The sequence below is a fragment of the Lysinibacillus sp. FSL W8-0992 genome (assembly GCF_038008685.1).
Taxonomy (GTDB): Bacteria; Bacillota; Bacilli; order Bacillales_A; family Planococcaceae; genus Lysinibacillus.
The window spans coordinates 2,179,507-2,199,074 of sequence record NZ_JBBOZQ010000001.1 but is presented as its reverse complement, the minus strand read 5'-3'; the positions used below and the strand labels follow the sequence as shown (position 1 = coordinate 2,199,074).

The window sequence follows — 19,568 nt, the reverse complement described above, 5'->3', positions numbered from 1 at the left end:
TATGAAAATCGATTCTTCACTTCCATTAGAATATAGTACAGAGGAAAACCGCTTAAAGATTTTTGGTTTCTGGATCTTCCTTGGAGCCGAAATCATGTTATTCGCTACACTCTTTGCTGTCTATTTTACGCTCCACACTCGTACAGGTAGCGGCCCAGATGGTGCTGAGATTTTCGAGTTAACACCAGTATTATTAGAAACATTTTTACTACTAGCAAGTAGTTTTACAATCGGTCTTGGCGTACACGCTATGCGTCTTGGAAACAAAAAAGCAATGATGACATTCTTCATCATTACACTTATTTTAGGTCTTGGCTTCTTAGGTATTGAGATCGATGAGTTCGTCACTTATGTTCATGAAGGTGCAACAATTACAACAAGTGCATTTTTATCTGCATTAATGACTTTACTTGGTACGCACGGTGCCCACGTAACATTTGGTTTCTTCTGGGGCGTTGCAATTTTAATCCAAGTAGCAAGACGTGGCTTAAACCCACAAACGGCTAACAAAGCGTTTATCTTCTCACTGTACTGGCACTTCCTAGACGTTGTTTGGATTTTCATCTTCAGCTTCGTCTACTTGAAAGGACTGATTAGCTGATGAAGGAACTATTCCCAAAACAACATGTGATGGGCTTCGGCTTCTCACTATTACTAACTATTATCGCTTTAGCAGTTGTGAAATTTGATATGTCTTACAATATAGCATTTGCTATCCTATTAGTGACTGCACTTGCACAAGCAACTGTTCAATTAGTATTATTCATGCACATTGGTGAATCTGAAGATAAAAAAACATTATATACAACAATTTTATATTCAGTGTTCGTAGCTGTTGTGACAATCCTTGGTACATTATTCGCAATGATCTGGGGTTACTAATAAAAAGAGCCGAGAAAATGATTTCATTTTCTCGGTCTTTTTTATTTATATCTAGCAAAAAAGCCAACCATCGAAATCTCGAAGATTGGCTTTTCCTCTTGTGAAAAATTATATATCACTAGCCTTCTAGTGATATGTAATTATTTTATCTAATTAGCGTACAATCAATACATCACATGATGCTAATCGGACGATACGCTCCGCTACTGAGCCGAGTACTATCTTTTCTAATTGATTTAACCCCGTTGCACCACATACCAGTAAGTCTACAGCTGGCAGTTGTGTAAGTATACTTTTCGGCGAACCAGTTTCTACATTAGCTAATACTTCTGTTACACCTGCTGTTTGAGCTTCTTTTCTTAACTTCTCTATTTTAATAAAATTCTCTTCTTTCAATTTCTCAGCATACTTCAAGTCATATGCCGTAACAGCCCCGAACGACTTCGTGTCAATGACATTCACTAATTGTAATGTTGCCCCATACTCTATTGCCAATTTTAATGCTCGCTCATAGGCTTTCAACGACTGCTCTGAAAAATCTATTGCTACAGCGATTGTCTTATAATTCGTAACCATCATTACCCTCCTCAACTTTTCCAACCAATTCAAAGTTTTCAAAATCATTATATCATAATGGTATTCGATATAGTTTATCGTCATTATTTTGTGGAGTCCCACGTCCATCTGTATTATTGCTAACAAAATAAAGATACTGTTCGTCCACTAGTATATCTCGAATTCTTCCTAATCCCGCTATTATTTCCCGTTGGGTGTTTGTTTCAAGATTAAATTCCAAAACAGCTGCTCCTCTTAATGCAGCTACATACAATTTATTATTATTATAATCGATGCCAGACGGAGCCCAAGTTGTGTTACTTCCTGATGTAAACAACGGTGATTTCATCCGTTGTCGTGTGTCACTCCCTTCTATTATTGGCCACCCATAGTTTTGTCCTGCTTCAATTTTGTTTATTTCATCATTGGCGCTGTTGCCATGCTCACTTGCAAATAATGTGCCATCTAACGACCACGTCAACCCTTGTGGATTATGGTGTCCATAACTATAAACAAATGAATTTGGAAATGGATTATCAGAGGGAACAGTTCCGTCTAAATTAATGCGTAAAATTTTCCCTTCTAATGCGGACAGGTCTTGCGCTACAGACGATTGCAACGCATCGCCAACAGTTGCATAAAGCTTGCCGTCCGGCCCAATTTTAAGCCTTCCCCCATGATGGAAAGTACCACTTATTATATGATCAAGAAGCAAATGTTCTTCATACCAAACATCCCCCTCTTGTCGAAGTGTCACAATGCGATTAAACTGTTTGTCTCCATCCACATACGTATAATAAGCATACGCAAGTTTTGAATCAGAAAAATCTGGTGCAAGTACAAACCCTAGTAATCCTGCTTCAGCAGCTGTCGCTAGTTCTTTTTTCAAATTAACTCGTTGTCTCTCCACTTCTCCCTCGTTAATTTTTACAATATGTCCTGTTCTCTCCGTAACGTAAAACATATTTTTATATTTTTCAATAGCCCATGGGATATCTAAATTATCCGCTACTATTTCTAAGTTCATATTGCTTTGTTCTAGATTATCTGTAACATTCCCCTCCCTATGCTTCGTAGGCTGTTGTTGTGTATTTGCGGAACACCCAGTCAGCAAAATCATTATTAAAAACAAAAAGTTAATTTTTTTCTTCAATCGCTTTCCCTCTTTTCTTGAAGTTTTCTTCAACATACCAACTTCCTATGTTAATAGAAAATGATATATTTACTTTCCATTTAAATACCATTAAACTATTATGTACATATTTAACTAAAAAATGATATTAAAAGGAGAGAGACATGGAGGAAGTAAAAGTCGTCTATGCTTTAATTAAAAACCTCAAAAATCAAATACTGATGGTTCATAATCACGAAGGTCATTGGTCGCTTCCAGGCGGGAAAGTTGAGGCAGATGAAACACTATTTGAAGCGACAATCCGTGAAGTCAAAGAAGAAACAGGCTATATTGTTGAAATAGGAAAATTACTCGCAGTTAATGAGGCAAAATTTACTGTTAGGAATCATCATGCATTATTTTTCACTTTTGAAGGGCAAATAGTAGAAGGTGTAGAAGAAATAACGTTACCTGATGAAATTTCTCACATTGAATGGGCAACTATTGATATAGCTAGCACTAGAATGCCGTATTATATAGGTGGAATTGATAATCTCTTTAAAAATCATGCGCTTTATCACAACGAAGGTACGCTATAGCAAGAATTTTCTTACGCATCACTGTAGGCTGCTAGCGTATTATTTAATATTGTTAAAGTTTTAAGCATAATAAAAGCCACTACTTATTAAAAGTGTGACTAACGTAATATTATTGGTGTAAAGGCTAATGAAAATAAGGAAGAACTTTATCAGCTACTACCTTTTCACCAACTTGTATCCATTTACTTTTATCATGTATATGCCCATCTTTATCAAGCGGTGTTTGGAATTGACTAGCACCCGTAGCATCAAGCAATGATCCTTCATCATAATCTAATCCTACATTTGTGACATGTTTAATAACAAAGGGGTTTTGAAAGCGAATTTGTGCATCATAAAAATCTAGTTCACCTTGTGTCACGATAAACGGTACGCGTAAATAGATTGTTTCGCCACCATCGCTCGATAAAATCGTATCAAAGCTACCTTTGTGATACTCCCAATTGCCTCCAATTGTAAAACCATGCCTCTCGATTTGATCTCGTAAATAGCCAAAGCTAATTTCTTTTCCGACGATATTAGATTCAATTTGTAACAATTGCATGCCCTCCTTTACTTTTGATTTCAGTCTATCCTAAAGTGACAAAATACAAACAACTAATACGACATGATTTGAATTACTTTTTCGCTTGTTCATTTAATTCCGCTCATATGATAAAACCTGTTTTGAACAAAGTTCTCAAAACAGGCTTTCCTTTTTAGCTCTATATCAATCTATCGGGCTTTTATCATATGAATTGGTCTCCCTATTATTACTTCGGCTGCCTCCATTGTCAGTTCACTTAATGTTGGGTGAGCGTGTATCGTGCATGCAACATCTTCTGCTGTCATCCCCGTTTCAATTGCAAGCGTCAGTTCAGCGATCATATCAGATGCACCTGCACCTACGATTTGAGCGCCGATTAATATGCCATCTTCTTTACGCGTAACAAGCTTCACGAAGCCTTCCGTTTGGTTCAATGCAAGTGCACGACCGTTTATTGCGAATGGGAATTTTGCTGCAGTATATTCAATACCTTCAGCTTTAGCTTGTTCTTCGTTATAGCCCACTGTCGCCATTTCTGGATCAGTGAAGCATACAGCAGGAACAGCTAAATAATCTACGATTGATTTCTCGCCAGCGATTGCTTCAGCAGCAACTTTACCTTCATAAGAAGCTTTGTGTGCAAGCTGTGGACCCGCTACGATGTCACCAATTGCATAGATGTTTGGAATGTTTGTACGGCATTGTTTGTCAACATTAATTAGACCACGTTCGCCGAATTCAATTCCAACACCTTCAAGACCCATTTCATCTGTATTTGGACGACGACCAACAGTTACTAATACGTAATCAGCTTCGACTTTTTTCTCTTCTCCGCCAACTTCATATGTTACAACTACGCCGTTTTCTGTTTCTTCAACGCCTTTTGCAGATGCGTTTACTTCAATTTCAACGCCTTTCTTTTTAAGGCCTTTTTTCACGATTTGTGTCATTTGTTTTTCGAAACCAGCTAAAATGTCTTTGCCGCCTTCGATAATTGTTACTTGTGAACCTAGGTTTGCATAAGCTGAGCCTAGTTCTGTTCCGATGTAGCCTCCGCCGATAACAACTAATTTACCAGGTACTTCTTGTAAAGAAAGTGCGCCAGTAGAGTTTAGGACACGATCAGAGAATTTAAAAGTTGGAATTTCAACTGGACGAGAACCTGTTGCGATAATCACATTGTTAAATGTGTACGTTTCTGAGCTTCCACCCTCGATGACACGTACAGTATTTTTATCTACAAAGTATGCCTGCCCCTTCACTATGTCGATTTTGTTGCCTTTTAGCAGACTTTCAACGCCACCTACTAATTTAGAAACGATCCCCTTTTTAAACTCTTGTACTTTTGTCCAGTCTAGTTTTACTTCTTGAACAACTACTCCCATATCTTCTGAATGCTTTGCTTGCTCAAAACGATGACCTACAGAAATCAATACTTTCGATGGAATACAACCGACATTCGAGCATACTCCTCCTAAAAATTCCTTCTCTATAATTGTTACATTTTGCCCCATTTGAGTAGCACGAATAGCCGCCACATACCCTCCAGGACCTGCACCAATCACGAGTGTATCAATATTAATCATTTTCTATATCCCCCTTATTACTCTCTATAAATTGAAAAACGTAATTCCAAAAAAACGGATCTTTCACACAATTATGGTGACCCTTTGTTTCCACTTTAATTACTTGTTTAAAGTTGCTACCATTTTTTAAAACTTCCACATTTGAAACGGGTACTTTTTTATCTTGCATTGAGTGAATAGCAAGAGACGGTGACTGTTGGTTTTTTAATATTTTTTCAAGACGCCACTCTTTTCTAGCTTTTAAAAAAACACCTCCTCTTAATAAAAACCAACTAACAAATAGCCAACCAATTGGCATATAAGGTACTGTTACTTTTTCCACCATTGAATTGCTAATACTCTTTAGTGATGTAGGCATTGAGTCAGTGATAAGAGCATGTATTCTTGAATCTTGGGCATTTACAATACTTGCAGCTATCCCTCCCATTGAATGCCCTAAAACATAAATAGACTTACAGTTAATATCTGGTCTTTCTGTCACATAATCAATCGTGGATGTTATCGTTTGGACAAACGATTCAATACTTACTTGTTTTTGCACGGAGTCACTTTGCCCATGACCAAGTACATCTATCATTACAACGTCATAGCCGCGAGTTACTATTGGGTCGACATATCGCAACATATCAGACTTATTAGAGCCCCACCCGTGAATCAGTAGAAAACACCCCTTACCCTTGTCACTTCTAATCAGCCAACCTCTGACAGCTCCTATTTCCATCCTAATTTCGATATTTTCAAAAGATGATTGCGGATATTTTTTTTCCTTTTTTCGCTTTGGTGTAAAAATATGCAAAATGATATAGCTTCTCAAAAATAAAATAAGCACGAAGAAAGCAAAAAATAATAAATAGCTCATTCTAACCCTCCAAAAAGATACCGAATGGTCTCTTTTTAATTATAAAAAAGACGGCTTTATTGCCGCTCTGTAGCTATCATTGAAATATACTGCCTCAAATGATTTATTAAAACCTCCGTTAAATGCTCATCCTTTTTTAATCTATCTAATACGAGTCCACCTTCAAGTGTCGACACAATAAATATTGCTGTTTCATATGGCTGTATCGTTTGCTTCAATTGCTGATGTCTCATACCATCCTTTATTATTTTTACCAACCACATGACCATCATATCCATTGCTTCAGTAATCGATGGTAGCAATGCACTTCCGTCTAGATCATCCATTTCGGTTGCTGCGTTAAAAATAGGGCACCCTCCTACTATCGGTTCTCCTTCACTTAATTGTAAAAAGCCCTCTACAAATGCAAGTAATTTGTCCGTTGCATGGTCGTGTTGAGCAACACTTTCCATTAGATGGTTTTTCATTGTTTCAGTTGAGAACTGAAAAGATTCGAGCATCAGTTGCTCTTTATCCTTAAAATGTCGATATATCCCCCCTTTTTGAATATTTGTTTCTTGAATAATGTCGCTCATCGTCGTTGTCATGTATCCTTTTGTGTTAAAAATCGCAGCAGATTTTCGAATAATATTAAGCCTTGTTATTTCACCTTTTTTCATGTGCACCTCCGAAAAAGATACCTTTTAGTCTCTTTTAATATAACGGAAGTCCAAAACAAACTCAAGCACTTTTTACAGCCACGAAGTACAAAATCGTTCATAAGCTTCTTAACAAGCCTTTAAAGCGCTTTAACTTCATAATAGAAGTATGTTTCCACGTATAAGATTCTGTTACTTTACATGCGTTCTAGACGCTTTAGAGGAACGCAAAGGCTACTACTTAAATTTCATTCAAAAAAAATGTAGGCAAACTCAAATTTCTTTGAGTTTGCCTACATTGTGTATCGTTAGTTTAATTAAAAATTAAAGTTTTACGATGTTTGTAGCTTGAGGTCCACGTTGGCCGTCTTCTACTGAGAATTCAACTTTTTGACCTTCGTCAAGTGATTTGAAACCTTCACCTTGGATAGCTGAGAAGTGAGCGAATACGTCGTTTCCGCCTTCTACTTCGATGAAACCGAAACCTTTTTCTGCGTTAAACCATTTTACTGTACCTTGTTGTGTCATTTGAATGACCTCCATTAATTGTATTTAATAATATCCGATTTCCTCAAAAGAAAAAAATTCACATATTACAAAAAGTACCGAACAAAACACGATTACTCTTTGTAACATGTGAATTATTGTTTCTTCGCAAACGATGTTATTAAATTTATTATATTATATAAAATCTCATTTGTCTACCACTTATATAAATTATTTTTATTTTCTTTACTATTAAGTTTCCGTTACTCCGTATCGAATTAAAAAATACCCCATACAAGTTATTTGTACGGGGCTGGGCGAGCTTTTAATTCTTTTTTTATTCCTCGTTAAACCATAGCTGATCTTGATTATCCACATCGCCATTATAATTGATTAATATTTCTTCCCCTGCTTTGATATCTTTGTAAGCAAAGAAATCAAATGTTTGGTTTCTAAAATTAATCTCATACGTTGCATTCGGTTCATAAGAATGATTAAACAACATGCCATAGCCAAGAAGGATAGCAGATTGACCTATTCCATATTCAAAAGCATAATCAGCAAGCAATGTTTGCTCAATGTGTTGATGCTGTTCATTTGGATAGGAAATAACTGGTGCTTCGTGTAAAAGCTCTCCTTTTTGGATATCACATGTAGCAAATACCCCTCTATTGAATTCTCCATTGCTTAATGGAGATGTTTTGATTTCAATCATCTTTTGTCTCCTACTCACTTTTAAAATATACTTTCTAACTGTACCACTATTTTGGTCAATGAGCGCATCTTTTTGTTTTTTTTGAACATTTTTTTCAATTTAAATACATAAAATAGACATTTCATTCAAAAAAATAGCTGAAACATAAAAAATCATGCAGCATTCCTATTGCAAGGAGCTGCACGAGAAAATTAATTGTTAACTTTATTGTTTAATAAATGATTAATAATAACGATGATGATTATTAATCCAATCAAAGTACCTGTACGGTCCGGTTCAATGGAGAAAAATGTTGGAAGGACATATAAATTGACTATAAAGATGAGGGTAGCTAGCAACAATAAAAATCGATATATCATTTATTGTCTTCACTCCTTACTGTCTCCAAGGTACCCCTACAAGCTCATATATGTTCCCTGTTAAAGGGTTTCCTTTCATATAAAAAAATCCCTCCCAAAAATATTTGTCATTATTATAAATTCTCATTACGAATATTTCAATTTTTTTGCTAATTCAACTTTTTACTATAAGAGCGTTTTCGCTCAATCAGAAACACCAGACTTTCCTAATAGACCACGCTACGATTGAATCCAATAATTATAAGGTCCCTTCACTAAACCTTTCGCAATAATGTAATCCCCTGCTATTACAACATTTGTAAATGTTTTATAACTACCTGTAATATTTAACGCGTATTGCTCATAAATTTTGCTCACTTTTTGCGCTTGACCATTGACATAGATTGTATCATTTACTTTTAACGGGAACTGCATCATAATTTTTTGATCATGTAGTTCGCTTTCTAAATGATACGTTAGCTTCTTATTTATAAGTGTGTAGCTTAGTACACCTGCTATTTGTTTGCCACCACTAATTTCATCATCATTTACTAGTTGCATTTTCCCTTGCCAACGATTACTAGAAGTCGGCGAAAACTCTGTTAAATAGTAATAAGGTGCTGTTTCCGATAAGGCAATTTTTTTAGTTGCATCAAATAATAAGCTCGACGGTTCCGCTAATACCTGCAATTCCTTATCAACGATTGGCGTCTTTGACAAAGCACTTACAGGTATGTACCCATATAGTTTATTTGAGGACACATATGCCCGACCATCTGCTGTTGTGAAATAGACCGCAACTGATGTACCAGGTTTTAATGACTGGCTTTGCCATCCAGGACGAACGGATAAATCAACAATTTGATTCACATATTGGATTGTTCCTTCAGGTAAGTTTGACACATAGTCTTGTGGTACATATCCCCAAATATAATCAATTGTTGTATCAGTTCTTGGATTGTATTCTACTTTTACATAATCCCCACTCAGCTCAACTACCTTAAAAACAGCCCCATACGGTGTATGCAAAATAGTTTTCGCTGCACTATTCGGGGCTTCTTTAATGGACACGCCTTTTGCAGAATTAGCAAAAATAGGCATCCCTACAGTAAACTTCACACCTGATACTTGTTGTTGGATAGCTAACGGCACTTCCTTATAAATAACTAAATCTGTTGCTTGTACACGATAACCACCACTCATATTATATACTTTGCCAACAGTCGAATACTCATGGCCATATACGCGATAAAATTCCCCTTTTTTCACAACGAGTGAAATAAACGTACCGTCGTCACTTTTTTTATATATTTTCACGTCTTTTGAAAATGTTAATTTACCCGTTTGTCCTTTTGTAATCTCCGCTCCATCCCATATGACTTTAGCTTCAGTATTTAATTGAAAGCTTAAACACATTAGTAAAGTAAATAAAACAATCCACTTTTTCATATCTACTATCCCACCTTCAAATCTATCTTGTTAATCTCCAACTTTTTTCAATAGTATCATATTTATACTATCTAATTGGTAACAATACAAAGTGACAAACATCCATGCCACGAAGCCTTTTGTAAAACGCGAGGCATGAAAGACCAAAAAAATTGGACAAGCTATCCGATAAGGATCAATGCCCTACAACATTTGCCCACAAGCAAAGGCTTCCTCATGAAGAGAAAGCCTCGCTACCAATTATTTCTTTATCAATTAAATGAACATACTATTTATATGAGACGTCAGTGTCTATAAGCCATTTCCCTTTAAATTCTGCAACAGGGAGTGGACGGCTAAACAAGTACCCTTGAGCATAATCACAGCCAATCTCAGCCAAGAAGTGATATTCTTCCTTACCTTCTACGCCTTCAGCTATCACTTTCAAATCGAGTTGTTTGGCTATCGCAATAATGGTTTTTACGAGTGCTTTGTTCTCATCATCTTGATTCATGCCAATTACAAATGATTTATCAATTTTCAAGGAATCGAGTGGATATTTATTTAAATAACTAAGTGATGAATACCCTGTTCCGAAATCATCCATCGATAGACTTATACCTAGTTTTTTTAATGCACATAATTTTTCAATCATTGACTCAGCATACATTGCGATACTTTCCGTTATCTCTAATACAACATAGGTCGCATCAAGTTCTGCATTCTCTATTGCATGCTGGACACTATCTACAAATGTTGATTCGAGTAACTGCTTCACTGAGACATTTATACTTATTTTTAATCGCTTATTTGATTCACGATGCCAATGCGCAGTTTGTGCAATGGCCGTATTCAATACCCATTTACCGATAGGAATAATCATTCCAGTCTCCTCCATAATGGAAATGAATTCGTCTGGGGTTACTTGTCCAAGTACTGCATTGTTCCATCTGATTAGTGATTCCATACCGATGATTTCATTCGTTTTCACATCCATAATGGGCTGATAATAAAGTTCAAATTCCTCATTATCGAGTGCTGTTCGTAATTGTTTTTCAATCATCATTTTCCTATAGAAATGTTGTTGCATTTCTGAGGTGAATAATTGATAGTTATTTTTCCCTCTTTCTTTTACATAGTACATGGCTGTATCTGCATGCTTAATTAATGTATTAGCATCATAGCCATCATTTGGGAACGTACTAATGCCAATACTCGGTGTAATGAAATACTCACTACCATCGATCCAAAAGCCTGTAATAAATTGTGCTAATAAGTCTTTAGCAAATGCCTCACTTTCAGTGGCATCATAATAGGGCAATAAGATTGTAAATTCATCTCCACCAAGTCGATAAATGTTAGCCATGTTATGTTTTTCTTCTAATAGCATTTCAATTCGTCTTGATACTTCTACTAATAATAAATCACCTACATCATGACCAAGTGTGTCATTGATATATTTAAAACGATCTAAATCGAAGAACAATATTGCATTTTGACTACCTTCCGCTTTAGCCTTTTCTAAAAGGGCGATTAAATCATCATTGAACATTCTTCTATTCGGTAACCCCGTCAAAGCATCATGATTTGCTTGAAATTTAATTTCATCTTCATACTGCTTGCGTTCAGTAATATCAGTTGATACAGCAAGTAACGTAGAACTTTCATGTAAATGAATTGGTACTTTGACAGTTTGGACCCATACAACTTCTCCCGAAGCTGCTGTAATAGCTTCCTCTTTTATGAAATGTTTTTCAGGTAGCTTGAACATACCTTTTTCTTGATCGAGGCTATCTTCCTCATCAGACAAATCGATTAGTAAATCCGTGTCCGTTTTCCCAATCATATCTTGAAAGCTCATGCCCATTAACTGCGCATAGGATTTATTCATCAAAGTATAACGACCATTTTCATCTTGCGCATAAATGTAGTTAGGATTTAAATCGATAACCCTAAATAAAAACTGCTTTTGCTCATATAGCCTTTTATTCATATTGTTTACGATTTCAAGATGCATGCGACTCGAAAGAATTAAAATAGAAATTGCAAAGACTAAAACGGCAATCGAGCTTGGATACAATCTTGAACTAGGAAACATATTTAAGTAGCCAATGGTAAACCCAATGGCCGTGAAAATATTAAAATATAACAAAAACGAACGTTCACTCTTATTTTGTACATCTAAACTAATTAACAAACTAATAATGATACATACAATAAAAAGAAGGACATTAAAATTAAAAATCCATGACAGCTCGCCATCCACTGGAAAATAAAATATACTAGTTTCCATTTTAATAAGTTCTAATTTACTAATCCCTTTAGAACTCCAACCGATTATGTAACCAAGAAGAGCAAATGCGTAAGATATAAAAACGGTCGTCCGATTAACAAGATAGCGCCACTTTTTTTGATACTCTTTAGGGAGTATTTCTTGAACAATGGTATAACCAATATAAAAAATCGTTGGTGTGACCATGATTGACCCAAATCGAAAAAGTTTGAAAAAGAACATTATAGTTTCTTCGGTAAACAGTCGATATGCGTATAAAAACGAAACATCTATGTGCCAAAATGAGGCTAAAAGAAGGAATAAAAAAATAATTTTAGAAAGTTTATTTTTTTTGAATAGCACTAAAATCGTAATCCCAACACAAACGGGAATAAATGATAATAAAATTAAAAATATAAAAAACATATAAAGAGCCTCCTATGTATGTGTCAGTAATAGACAAGCATTATTCCCGCTACTCCCATGAGTAGTAATACATACAGACTCTACCGCTTGATGTCTAGTTTCATAAACAATAGGTATGTCTTCAAACCCATGACCTGATGTTTTAATCGTTGGAGGTATAAACCCATATTCCATTGATAATAAAGATGCAATAATTTGCATCGCACCCATTGCACCAAATGTGTGACCTATCATTCCTTTAATTGAAGTAATAGGCACTTTAGAGCCAAATGTTTCTTTCAGAGTAAAGCGTTCTATCTGATCATTTACCTCAATACCTAACGCCTGACTGTTTATATAGCTTGGTATAGTATCTCCGACTGTTTCTTGAAAAACGTCCAGCATATGTCTACCAGTAATATCAGAGGTTAATAGTTTTTGTCCTTCATTTCTTGAAACAACACGTTCAACTTTTCCATATATCTTCTGTCCTCTTGTAATTGCTGATTGCCTACGCTCTAAAACCATTACACCAGCTCCCTCGGATAACACGAAGCCGCGATGCTGAGTTGAAAACGGTACACCAGCTTTTTCGATTGAAATCTCCGTAGAAAGTGACCTTATTTTTTTAAAGCCATTAATTGTCCATTGGCCTAATGGAGCCTCTGTTCCTCCTACAATACAAGCATCAACACTTCCAGACTCCAATAGCTGTTTCCCTATTAATATAGCGTCTAAACTAGCACTGCAGCCTGTTGTTACTGTAAAGGCAGAACCACACGAACCGATTGCTTCGGCAACAGAGCTTGAAAGTGTGTGCGTATCAACAAGGGAAACCCCATGAATCGGAAACTTCCTTAAATCAAAAGCATCCGAAGCGTATTTTTCGATTTCAAGAATGGCTCCTGCGGATGTCCCCATAATTACTGCAATTCGATGTGGTTTAAAATCATTTAAATTTGACATTTCAGATGCATCCAATGCAGCGGCAATTGCCATTCTTACAGAACGCGGATGGCGATGATAACTTACCCCGTTTATCTCCAAGAAGCTATCTTCAATCAAACCCGCTACGATATTAGTGTGAGGCTGTTGAGCATAGTTTAAAATGCCCTGAGTACAAATACCTTTTTCTAATACATTTAAAAAGCTAAATTTATCTAAAATTCCAGGAGCTTTAATGCCATATCCTGTTATGACTATGTCGTCCAAATATATCACCTTCACACTTTAACTTTATTCCATTATATACAACTAAATCGGACATAGTCTATATTCGGAAGCCTTAAGTTCTAAGTAAGTGACCTATTTGGATAATTTGTATCACTTTTAAGCAAATTATCGCAATAATTTAAGGTAAAATCTTTCTTTTAATATAATAATTTACAAGGTAGAATAACATAAATTGTGAAGCGCTTGTATTAATTTACGATTCTTTGGTTATATTCAACCCATTTCTCCATTTCTCTTTCAACTGCTCGATTTTGCCATTCAAACCAAATGCCACTGCATTCACTGCAATGACTTTCTACACCACTTTTATGATGCCCGTCTTTACATGTAAAGAGCGTCTTTTTACGACAGCTATAGCAGTAAAGCTCTTTATCTTTAATAAATTCCAAACAAATCAACTCCAACTTTTTTACATAAAGTACTTTCCAAGTATTATGCAATCTATTCGTTACGTTGATTTAATAATGCTGCGAGACTTTTTACCTATACTTGTTCTCGTAAACAACAACAAGCCCCTCCAATCCTTGAAAGACTAGAAGGGCTTTTTAATTTGCAGAGAGCTGCGTCAGCCGTATGCTCTCCTCTAAACAACATTATTTAAATTTCTTTAGGTGGAATTATGCCTGCAATTAGAAGAAGAAAGAAAACTAGTCCAATTAAACAAAATAGTACGGAAGCAAAAAATATCGGTCCTTTCTTTGCGATATATTGCTCGCTTTTAAGAATGAGACCTGTTTGAGCAGTCACTGCCACTTCATTGAATCTAGCTATTGGACCACCACTACTCGAAAAGTAAAAAATACCGCCAGCAATTGCAAAGCCAATAAAGAACATTATTTCGATAAATCTAACGGAGAAAAATGATGCAATAAAGTACGTAATAATCGCTTCCACAACCAATGTTACAATTAAAATGATGTAATTTTTCTTTCGCATATACAACTCTCCTTTTATTCTTTTACTTTATATACGACTAAACTTGGTTTAAGTTCCAAATTTAAACAAAAAGTGCCTGGCACTCAAAAAAAAGCACTTCAAACCCTTAGATTAGGATTTGAAGCACTTCAATTCATGTGTCTGACACTTTATTTACTAGCTTTATAAGCACTTAAAAATTCTTTTACTTTTGAGCTATCTGCTGTTAGCTTTAAGCCTGTGTCAACAAGTGGAGAAACTGTTGATACTGCTGGCTTTTTATTGCCTTGGTAGTAGCTAATAAATTCATCTTGGTTAATAGAGTAAAGGATTGCTTTACGTAAGTCTACCGATTTCGATACTTCGCGACCTTTTGGATTAACGAGTAAATAAGAGACAGCATTACTATCAGCTGTTTTTAATGTTAAGTTAGCATCGCCTTTTACTACATCAATTTTAGTTTCTGGTACTGATTGTAATACATCAATTTCACCATTACGAAGTGCAGATAGCGCACTATCATTATCTTCAATGAAACGAACACTTATGTTATTAATTTTCGGCTCGTTGTCAGTACCAACTTGGTATGCAGGGTTTTTGACAAATGTTGCTTCGTAATCATTTTTTTGCACTAAAATGTAAGGTCCAGAAGCCGCTAAATGGTTTGCATAAGTTGCACCTTCTGTAACAGTAGCTTGGTCACCGTATGCAACATTTACATTTGGATCATAGCTTGCTACGTCAAACGTATTAACCGCTTTAACCGCCGCTTCAGACACAATCCCCCCCGATTGGTGAGCTAAATAATTCAGCACTTGTGGGAATGGATTTGGTGTTATAATTTTCACTACTTGATATTTACCTGCTGCATTGTCTACTTTCGCTTCGTCCGTTACGACTTGAGCAATAGCTGCTGGTAGTTTATCTGATAGTTCATCTAAAACTGACTTTCCATCAGCTGTTTTCACAGATTCAAGTGAAGTAATATCTGAAACTACCTCTACGGAATCAATATTTTCATGAATAGAATATGTGCGGTGGTCTGGTACTGAATTTTGATCTTTCGCACGTTCTAATGAGAATACAACATCTTCAGCTGATACTAAATCGCCAGTATCCACTGCTTTGCCATTTTCCACTTTAGCAAAATTAATATCATCACGTAATACGAAATAGTACTCTTGGTTATTTTCAGAAATAGCGTGATTATAAGATAATGAGCCGTCAGATACTACTTCATCAGTATCTGATAAATTCACTAATCGAACATACATATTCGTATTTAATGTATTAATTGAACCGTCATTTCCTTTAATCGGGTCTAAAGAAGTTAATGAGCCAATTGATTGATGCAACACTAATGTGTCTGTCGCATTTTTAGCAGTATCATTAAATGCAATTGATTCCCATGCTTGAGCACGAGATTTTGGTAAACGTACAGTATCTGGGTTTACTTTTTTCGAATAAATACCTTGGAATTTTTGAGAAATGTATAAAGGTGCAATATAAGCATTATCAAATACTAATGCTTGCTCAAGCTCTTTATATTTCTCTTTGGTATCATCGCCAGTTAATGTACTAGCTTCATCAATTAATTTATCGACTGTAGCATCTGCAGTCACACTATAATCTCCACCAGTTTTAAATAACCCACGTACTGCGTAGTCTGGATTTCCTGTTACAGTCGTCCAGCTAGAAATTGCGACATCATAGTTACCCGCATCTTTTTGTGCTGAATATGAACCGAAGTCTGGTTGAATATTTAATTTTACATCAAAGCCATTTTTCACTAATTGGTCGCGCACAATATTCATATCTTGTTCTTGAGCTGCCATACCTAGCACTTCAATAACAGGTTTTGTACTCGCTGTATCTGACTTATCACCTTTATTTTCAACATTCGATTTAGTTTCTACACACCCTGCTAAAGCGACCGCCGCAACGGTTGCTGATGCAGCAAGTGTAAATAATTTTTTGTTCATCTCTGTATTCCTCCAATAAATAATTTTAGTTTGTTTTCGGATCAAGTGCATCACGTAACCCATCACCGAAAAAGTTAAACGATAAGACGAGTAGCATTATGCATAAACCTGGGAAAATAGCTACATAAGAATTTGTTTCTAAATACGTACTGCCTACTTTTAAAATATTGCCCCACTCCGGTATATGTGGCTCAATTCCAAGTCCAAGAAAGCTTAAACTACTTGTTGAAATAACTGCTCCACCAATTGTTAAAGTCGCTTTCACTATCATCGGAGCGAGAGAGTTCGGTACGATATGCTTAAAAATAATGGCAGCATCAGACACACCAAGTGCCCTTGCTGATTCAACAAATTCAAAATTGGCAATTTGCATGACATTAGCACGCATCGTTCTTGCGTATGTCGGGATTGCCCCTACGCTCAATGCAATAATTAAATTCACTGTGTTTGCACCAAATGCCGCAATGATTGCAATTGCCAGTAAGATACCTGGGATAGCATATAAAATATCAAGTAGACGCATTATGATGTTATCTGTATTTTTTCCATAATAGCCTGAAAATGCGCCAAGTGCTCCTCCTATTGCAGCTGGGATAATAGTTGAAAAGAAGCCAACAATTAAAGAGATTTGAGCTCCAAACACGATTCTTGAAAATAAATCTCTACCAAAGTTATCAGTCCCTAGTGGATAATCCAAAGAAGGTGTTTGTAATAACGCACTATAATTATTTTGCACTGCAAAATCGTAATCAAATGTCCATGAACTAACGACCGATAGCGAGAACATAAATATAATAAAGAACATACCGAATACAGCCATCGTATTACGCAATATTTTATTCCATATTTTCTGCCACTTTTCAACGGCAGATGGATCCGTATTGCGGGCTTTTTTAATTAATGTCCAGCCAAGTAGGAATGAAAAAAGATTTCCTGTTAGCGCAGGTAAAAGCAATACTACTCCAAGCGGTATCATCCATTTAGGGGCATCGCTTACTGTAACGTATCGAGCTACAAGTACAGCCATCACCGCATAAAAGACCGCAAGTACTAAAAATGCTCCCATTGCTAATAAAAATGTATCCACCACATAAGGCTTAAATAGATTCAATGCCGAAATAAGAATAATAAAAATCTGAGTAATAAATGCATAGATAGCAAAAGTATATTCTGCAGTTTTATTTTTCGTTGCCAGCATAAATCCGAAGCCTGCTGCAAATACATTACCCACTAAGACTGTTAGCATTAATGGATAACCAAGCAGTCGTGTACGTGTTTGAATTTCGCGTTCTTTTGCTAAATCCTTTTTTATTTGAAAAGATGTAAACCATATATATAATGTCGTACAGGCATAAATAACAAATATCGTAAGGACATAAGGTCGCCATACGCCATTTACAAAATCAAAACTATTTAGTAAAAACAGCACTGAAAAAATAGCAGAAAAGGCAATGGTAAACTGTGCATTGACATATTCTTGCGTTATTTTCATAAGCAGTTTTACATTCGATATGAATTTCACAATATACCCTCTCCTAAGATTTCTTCATTTTTGAACGAATGCGTGGATCAAAGAACGCATATAGCACATCAATCACCATATTGACAATTGAAATTGTAATGGCAATATAAACAACCCCACCGAGGATGGCAGGAATATCCGGAATGAATTGCTTATCTACTATATAACTTCCGATTCCACTAATATTAAATACTTTTTCAGTAACAGAAGCACCGCCAAGCATACCACCAAATAAAAGACCAATTACGGTAACGATCGGAATCATCGCATTGCGAATCGCATGCTTTGTAATGACTTTGCGCTCACTCAATCCTTTCGCTTTTGCCGTAATAATATAGTCCTCATGAATTACCTCAAGCATGCTCGATCTTGTCATTCGTGCAATCGACGCTGTAATAGAAGTACCTAATACAACAACCGGCATGACAATGGATAACCAATTATTCGGATTATACGTAGCAGGGAACCATTGTAATTTTAATGAAAACGTTAAAATAAAAATGAGTCCTTGCCAGAAGCTCGGAATTGATAAACCAATAAGTGCGATAAACATAAACGCATAATCTGCAAACGAATTCGGTCGGACCGCTGAAATTATCCCAACAGGAATGGCAATCGCCACCGCCATCAATAATGAAAATAGCGCAATTTCCAATGTTACTGGAAACTTATTCATAATACTTTGCGTAATGTTTTCTTTACCTTCAAAGGAATTTCCTAAGTCAAATGTAAATAGTCCAGATAAGGAATGCCAGAGCTGCACTAAATATGGCTGATCTAATCCATGAATTTTATTAAAATTTGCGACTTGTTCAGGTGTTGCCTCGATTCCTAACAAATTACGTGCAGGATCAAATGGCGATAAATATAAAATAGTAAATACTAATGTCGCCACACCAACAATGACAAATGCACTTTGGAATAAGCGCTCAACGATAAATCGACTAAACGCATTACTGCATAGAATTAGGAAACAATACATTAAAATACCCGGAATAAATGACACAGCTAAAAAAATCGGATTTTCGAGTAGTTCACTAAAATACTTTTTGTAGGATTGTTTTGCAATACCTTCGTTTAGTAGTATTTTTTCTACTTCTCTATTAAGCTTTTGTTCCGTTAGTTGATTAACTACTGATGCAAGTTGCTGTTCATTCAGCGATTTATTAAAAAATGCTGCCTTCGTTTGTTCCTGCTGCCTATATTCCGCTTCCCATGCTTGAATTTTCCCTTGCGAAATAAATCTTTCTTTCGTTTGTGCAAACATTTGAGCATATGAATGTTTATCTTTTTTTAACAAATATAAAAAATATGTAACAATATGCACTGGAAATCCTAGTAAAAATAACACAATAGAATAACTAGTTTTCCTCGTCATTTCATTAAAAATTTGCTTAAAGTAATAACTTTCATTAAGCTTTCTAATATTCTGAAAATTGTTCATGTATTTCCTCCTTTCTTCGCTTACTATAGTAGTAAGGTATGAAAATAAAATGATAAAATTTACATTACACTC

General features: G+C 35.7%; 20 protein-coding genes. 3 read left to right on the top strand and 17 right to left on the bottom strand.

The features are described from left to right. Window position 1 precedes the first annotated feature (1 nt). Both qoxC and qoxD read left to right on the top strand, forming a co-directional pair. A complete protein-coding gene (gene qoxC / locus NSQ74_RS10895) occupies window positions 2-601 on the top strand; it encodes a cytochrome aa3 quinol oxidase subunit III (protein ID WP_340823288.1) in 600 nt (199 codons plus the stop codon). Next, window positions 601-882, top strand: coding sequence for a cytochrome aa3 quinol oxidase subunit IV (qoxD, locus tag NSQ74_RS10890; protein WP_340823286.1), 282 nt, complete (start codon window positions 601-603; stop codon window positions 880-882). The genes qoxC and qoxD overlap by 1 nt, the downstream gene beginning before the upstream one ends. Before the next feature lie 153 nt (window positions 883-1,035). On the opposite strand, the gene NSQ74_RS10885 is transcribed toward qoxD, so the two are convergent. Further along, window positions 1,036-1,458, bottom strand: coding sequence for a universal stress protein (locus NSQ74_RS10885; protein ID WP_340823285.1), 423 nt, complete (start codon window positions 1,456-1,458; stop codon window positions 1,036-1,038). 52 nt (window positions 1,459-1,510) lie between these two features. Further along, complete coding sequence (locus NSQ74_RS10880; protein WP_340823283.1) at window positions 1,511-2,590, bottom strand: PQQ-dependent sugar dehydrogenase; 1,080 nt, start codon at window positions 2,588-2,590, stop codon at window positions 1,511-1,513. A gap of 143 nt (window positions 2,591-2,733) precedes the next feature. Here NSQ74_RS10880 and NSQ74_RS10875 point away from each other — a divergent pair, with 143 nt between their 5' ends. Next, entirely contained in the window at window positions 2,734-3,147 is a 414-nt protein-coding gene (locus tag NSQ74_RS10875) for an NUDIX hydrolase (protein WP_340823282.1), read from the top strand. 124 nt (window positions 3,148-3,271) lie between these two features. Here NSQ74_RS10875 and NSQ74_RS10870 read toward each other — a convergent pair whose 3' ends face one another. The 15 genes from NSQ74_RS10870 to NSQ74_RS10800 all read right to left on the bottom strand — a co-directional run bounded on the left by NSQ74_RS10870 (window position 3,272) and on the right by NSQ74_RS10800 (window position 19,496). Continuing rightward, window positions 3,272-3,685, bottom strand: a complete 414-nt coding sequence (locus NSQ74_RS10870; protein WP_340823280.1) for a YugN family protein — start codon at window positions 3,683-3,685, stop codon at window positions 3,272-3,274. Between the two features lie 176 nt (window positions 3,686-3,861). Next, complete coding sequence (gene lpdA, locus NSQ74_RS10865) at window positions 3,862-5,259, bottom strand: dihydrolipoyl dehydrogenase (protein ID WP_340823278.1); 1,398 nt, start codon at window positions 5,257-5,259, stop codon at window positions 3,862-3,864. Beyond that, complete coding sequence (locus tag NSQ74_RS10860) at window positions 5,252-6,118, bottom strand: alpha/beta hydrolase (RefSeq protein WP_340823276.1); 867 nt, start codon at window positions 6,116-6,118, stop codon at window positions 5,252-5,254. The genes lpdA and NSQ74_RS10860 overlap by 8 nt, the downstream gene beginning before the upstream one ends. Window positions 6,119-6,174: 56 nt before the next feature. Continuing rightward, window positions 6,175-6,777 (bottom strand): TetR/AcrR family transcriptional regulator, encoded by a 603-nt coding sequence (locus tag NSQ74_RS10855; RefSeq protein ID WP_340823275.1) that lies wholly within the window; start codon window positions 6,775-6,777, stop codon window positions 6,175-6,177. A gap of 303 nt (window positions 6,778-7,080) precedes the next feature. Then, a complete protein-coding gene (locus NSQ74_RS10850; RefSeq protein ID WP_038187584.1) occupies window positions 7,081-7,284 on the bottom strand; it encodes a cold-shock protein in 204 nt (67 codons plus the stop codon). A 295-nt stretch (window positions 7,285-7,579) separates the two neighbouring features. Then, window positions 7,580-7,957: an SET domain-containing protein gene (locus NSQ74_RS10845; RefSeq protein WP_340823273.1), complete on the bottom strand. Its 378-nt coding sequence runs from the start codon at window positions 7,955-7,957 to the stop codon at window positions 7,580-7,582. 191 nt (window positions 7,958-8,148) lie between these two features. Then, window positions 8,149-8,316: a hypothetical protein gene (locus NSQ74_RS10840; RefSeq protein WP_340823272.1), complete on the bottom strand. Its 168-nt coding sequence runs from the start codon at window positions 8,314-8,316 to the stop codon at window positions 8,149-8,151. A gap of 219 nt (window positions 8,317-8,535) precedes the next feature. Further along, window positions 8,536-9,744 carry a hypothetical protein gene (locus NSQ74_RS10835; protein ID WP_340823270.1) on the bottom strand — a complete coding sequence of 403 codons (1,209 nt, stop codon included), beginning with the start codon at window positions 9,742-9,744 and terminating at the stop codon, window positions 8,536-8,538. Window positions 9,745-10,012: 268 nt separating this feature from the next. After that, window positions 10,013-12,421, bottom strand: coding sequence for a putative bifunctional diguanylate cyclase/phosphodiesterase (locus NSQ74_RS10830; protein WP_340823268.1), 2,409 nt, complete (start codon window positions 12,419-12,421; stop codon window positions 10,013-10,015). Between the two features lie 12 nt (window positions 12,422-12,433). Beyond that, complete coding sequence (locus NSQ74_RS10825; RefSeq protein WP_340823267.1) at window positions 12,434-13,612, bottom strand: beta-ketoacyl synthase N-terminal-like domain-containing protein; 1,179 nt, start codon at window positions 13,610-13,612, stop codon at window positions 12,434-12,436. A 209-nt stretch (window positions 13,613-13,821) separates the two neighbouring features. Then, window positions 13,822-14,022: a hypothetical protein gene (locus tag NSQ74_RS10820; RefSeq protein WP_340823265.1), complete on the bottom strand. Its 201-nt coding sequence runs from the start codon at window positions 14,020-14,022 to the stop codon at window positions 13,822-13,824. A 208-nt stretch (window positions 14,023-14,230) separates the two neighbouring features. Continuing rightward, window positions 14,231-14,569: a hypothetical protein gene (locus NSQ74_RS10815; RefSeq protein ID WP_340823263.1), complete on the bottom strand. Its 339-nt coding sequence runs from the start codon at window positions 14,567-14,569 to the stop codon at window positions 14,231-14,233. A 149-nt stretch (window positions 14,570-14,718) separates the two neighbouring features. Further along, the gene (locus NSQ74_RS10810; RefSeq protein ID WP_340823262.1) at window positions 14,719-16,530 is read right to left on the bottom strand and encodes an ABC transporter substrate-binding protein; all 1,812 of its coding nucleotides are present in this window, start codon (window positions 16,528-16,530) and stop codon (window positions 14,719-14,721) included. Between the two features lie 25 nt (window positions 16,531-16,555). Next, window positions 16,556-18,052: an ABC transporter permease gene (locus tag NSQ74_RS10805; protein ID WP_340823260.1), complete on the bottom strand. Its 1,497-nt coding sequence runs from the start codon at window positions 18,050-18,052 to the stop codon at window positions 16,556-16,558. Between the two features lie 13 nt (window positions 18,053-18,065). Further along, entirely contained in the window at window positions 18,066-19,496 is a 1,431-nt protein-coding gene (locus NSQ74_RS10800) for an ABC transporter permease (RefSeq protein ID WP_340823259.1), read from the bottom strand. Between the last annotated feature and the right edge of the window lie 72 nt (window positions 19,497-19,568).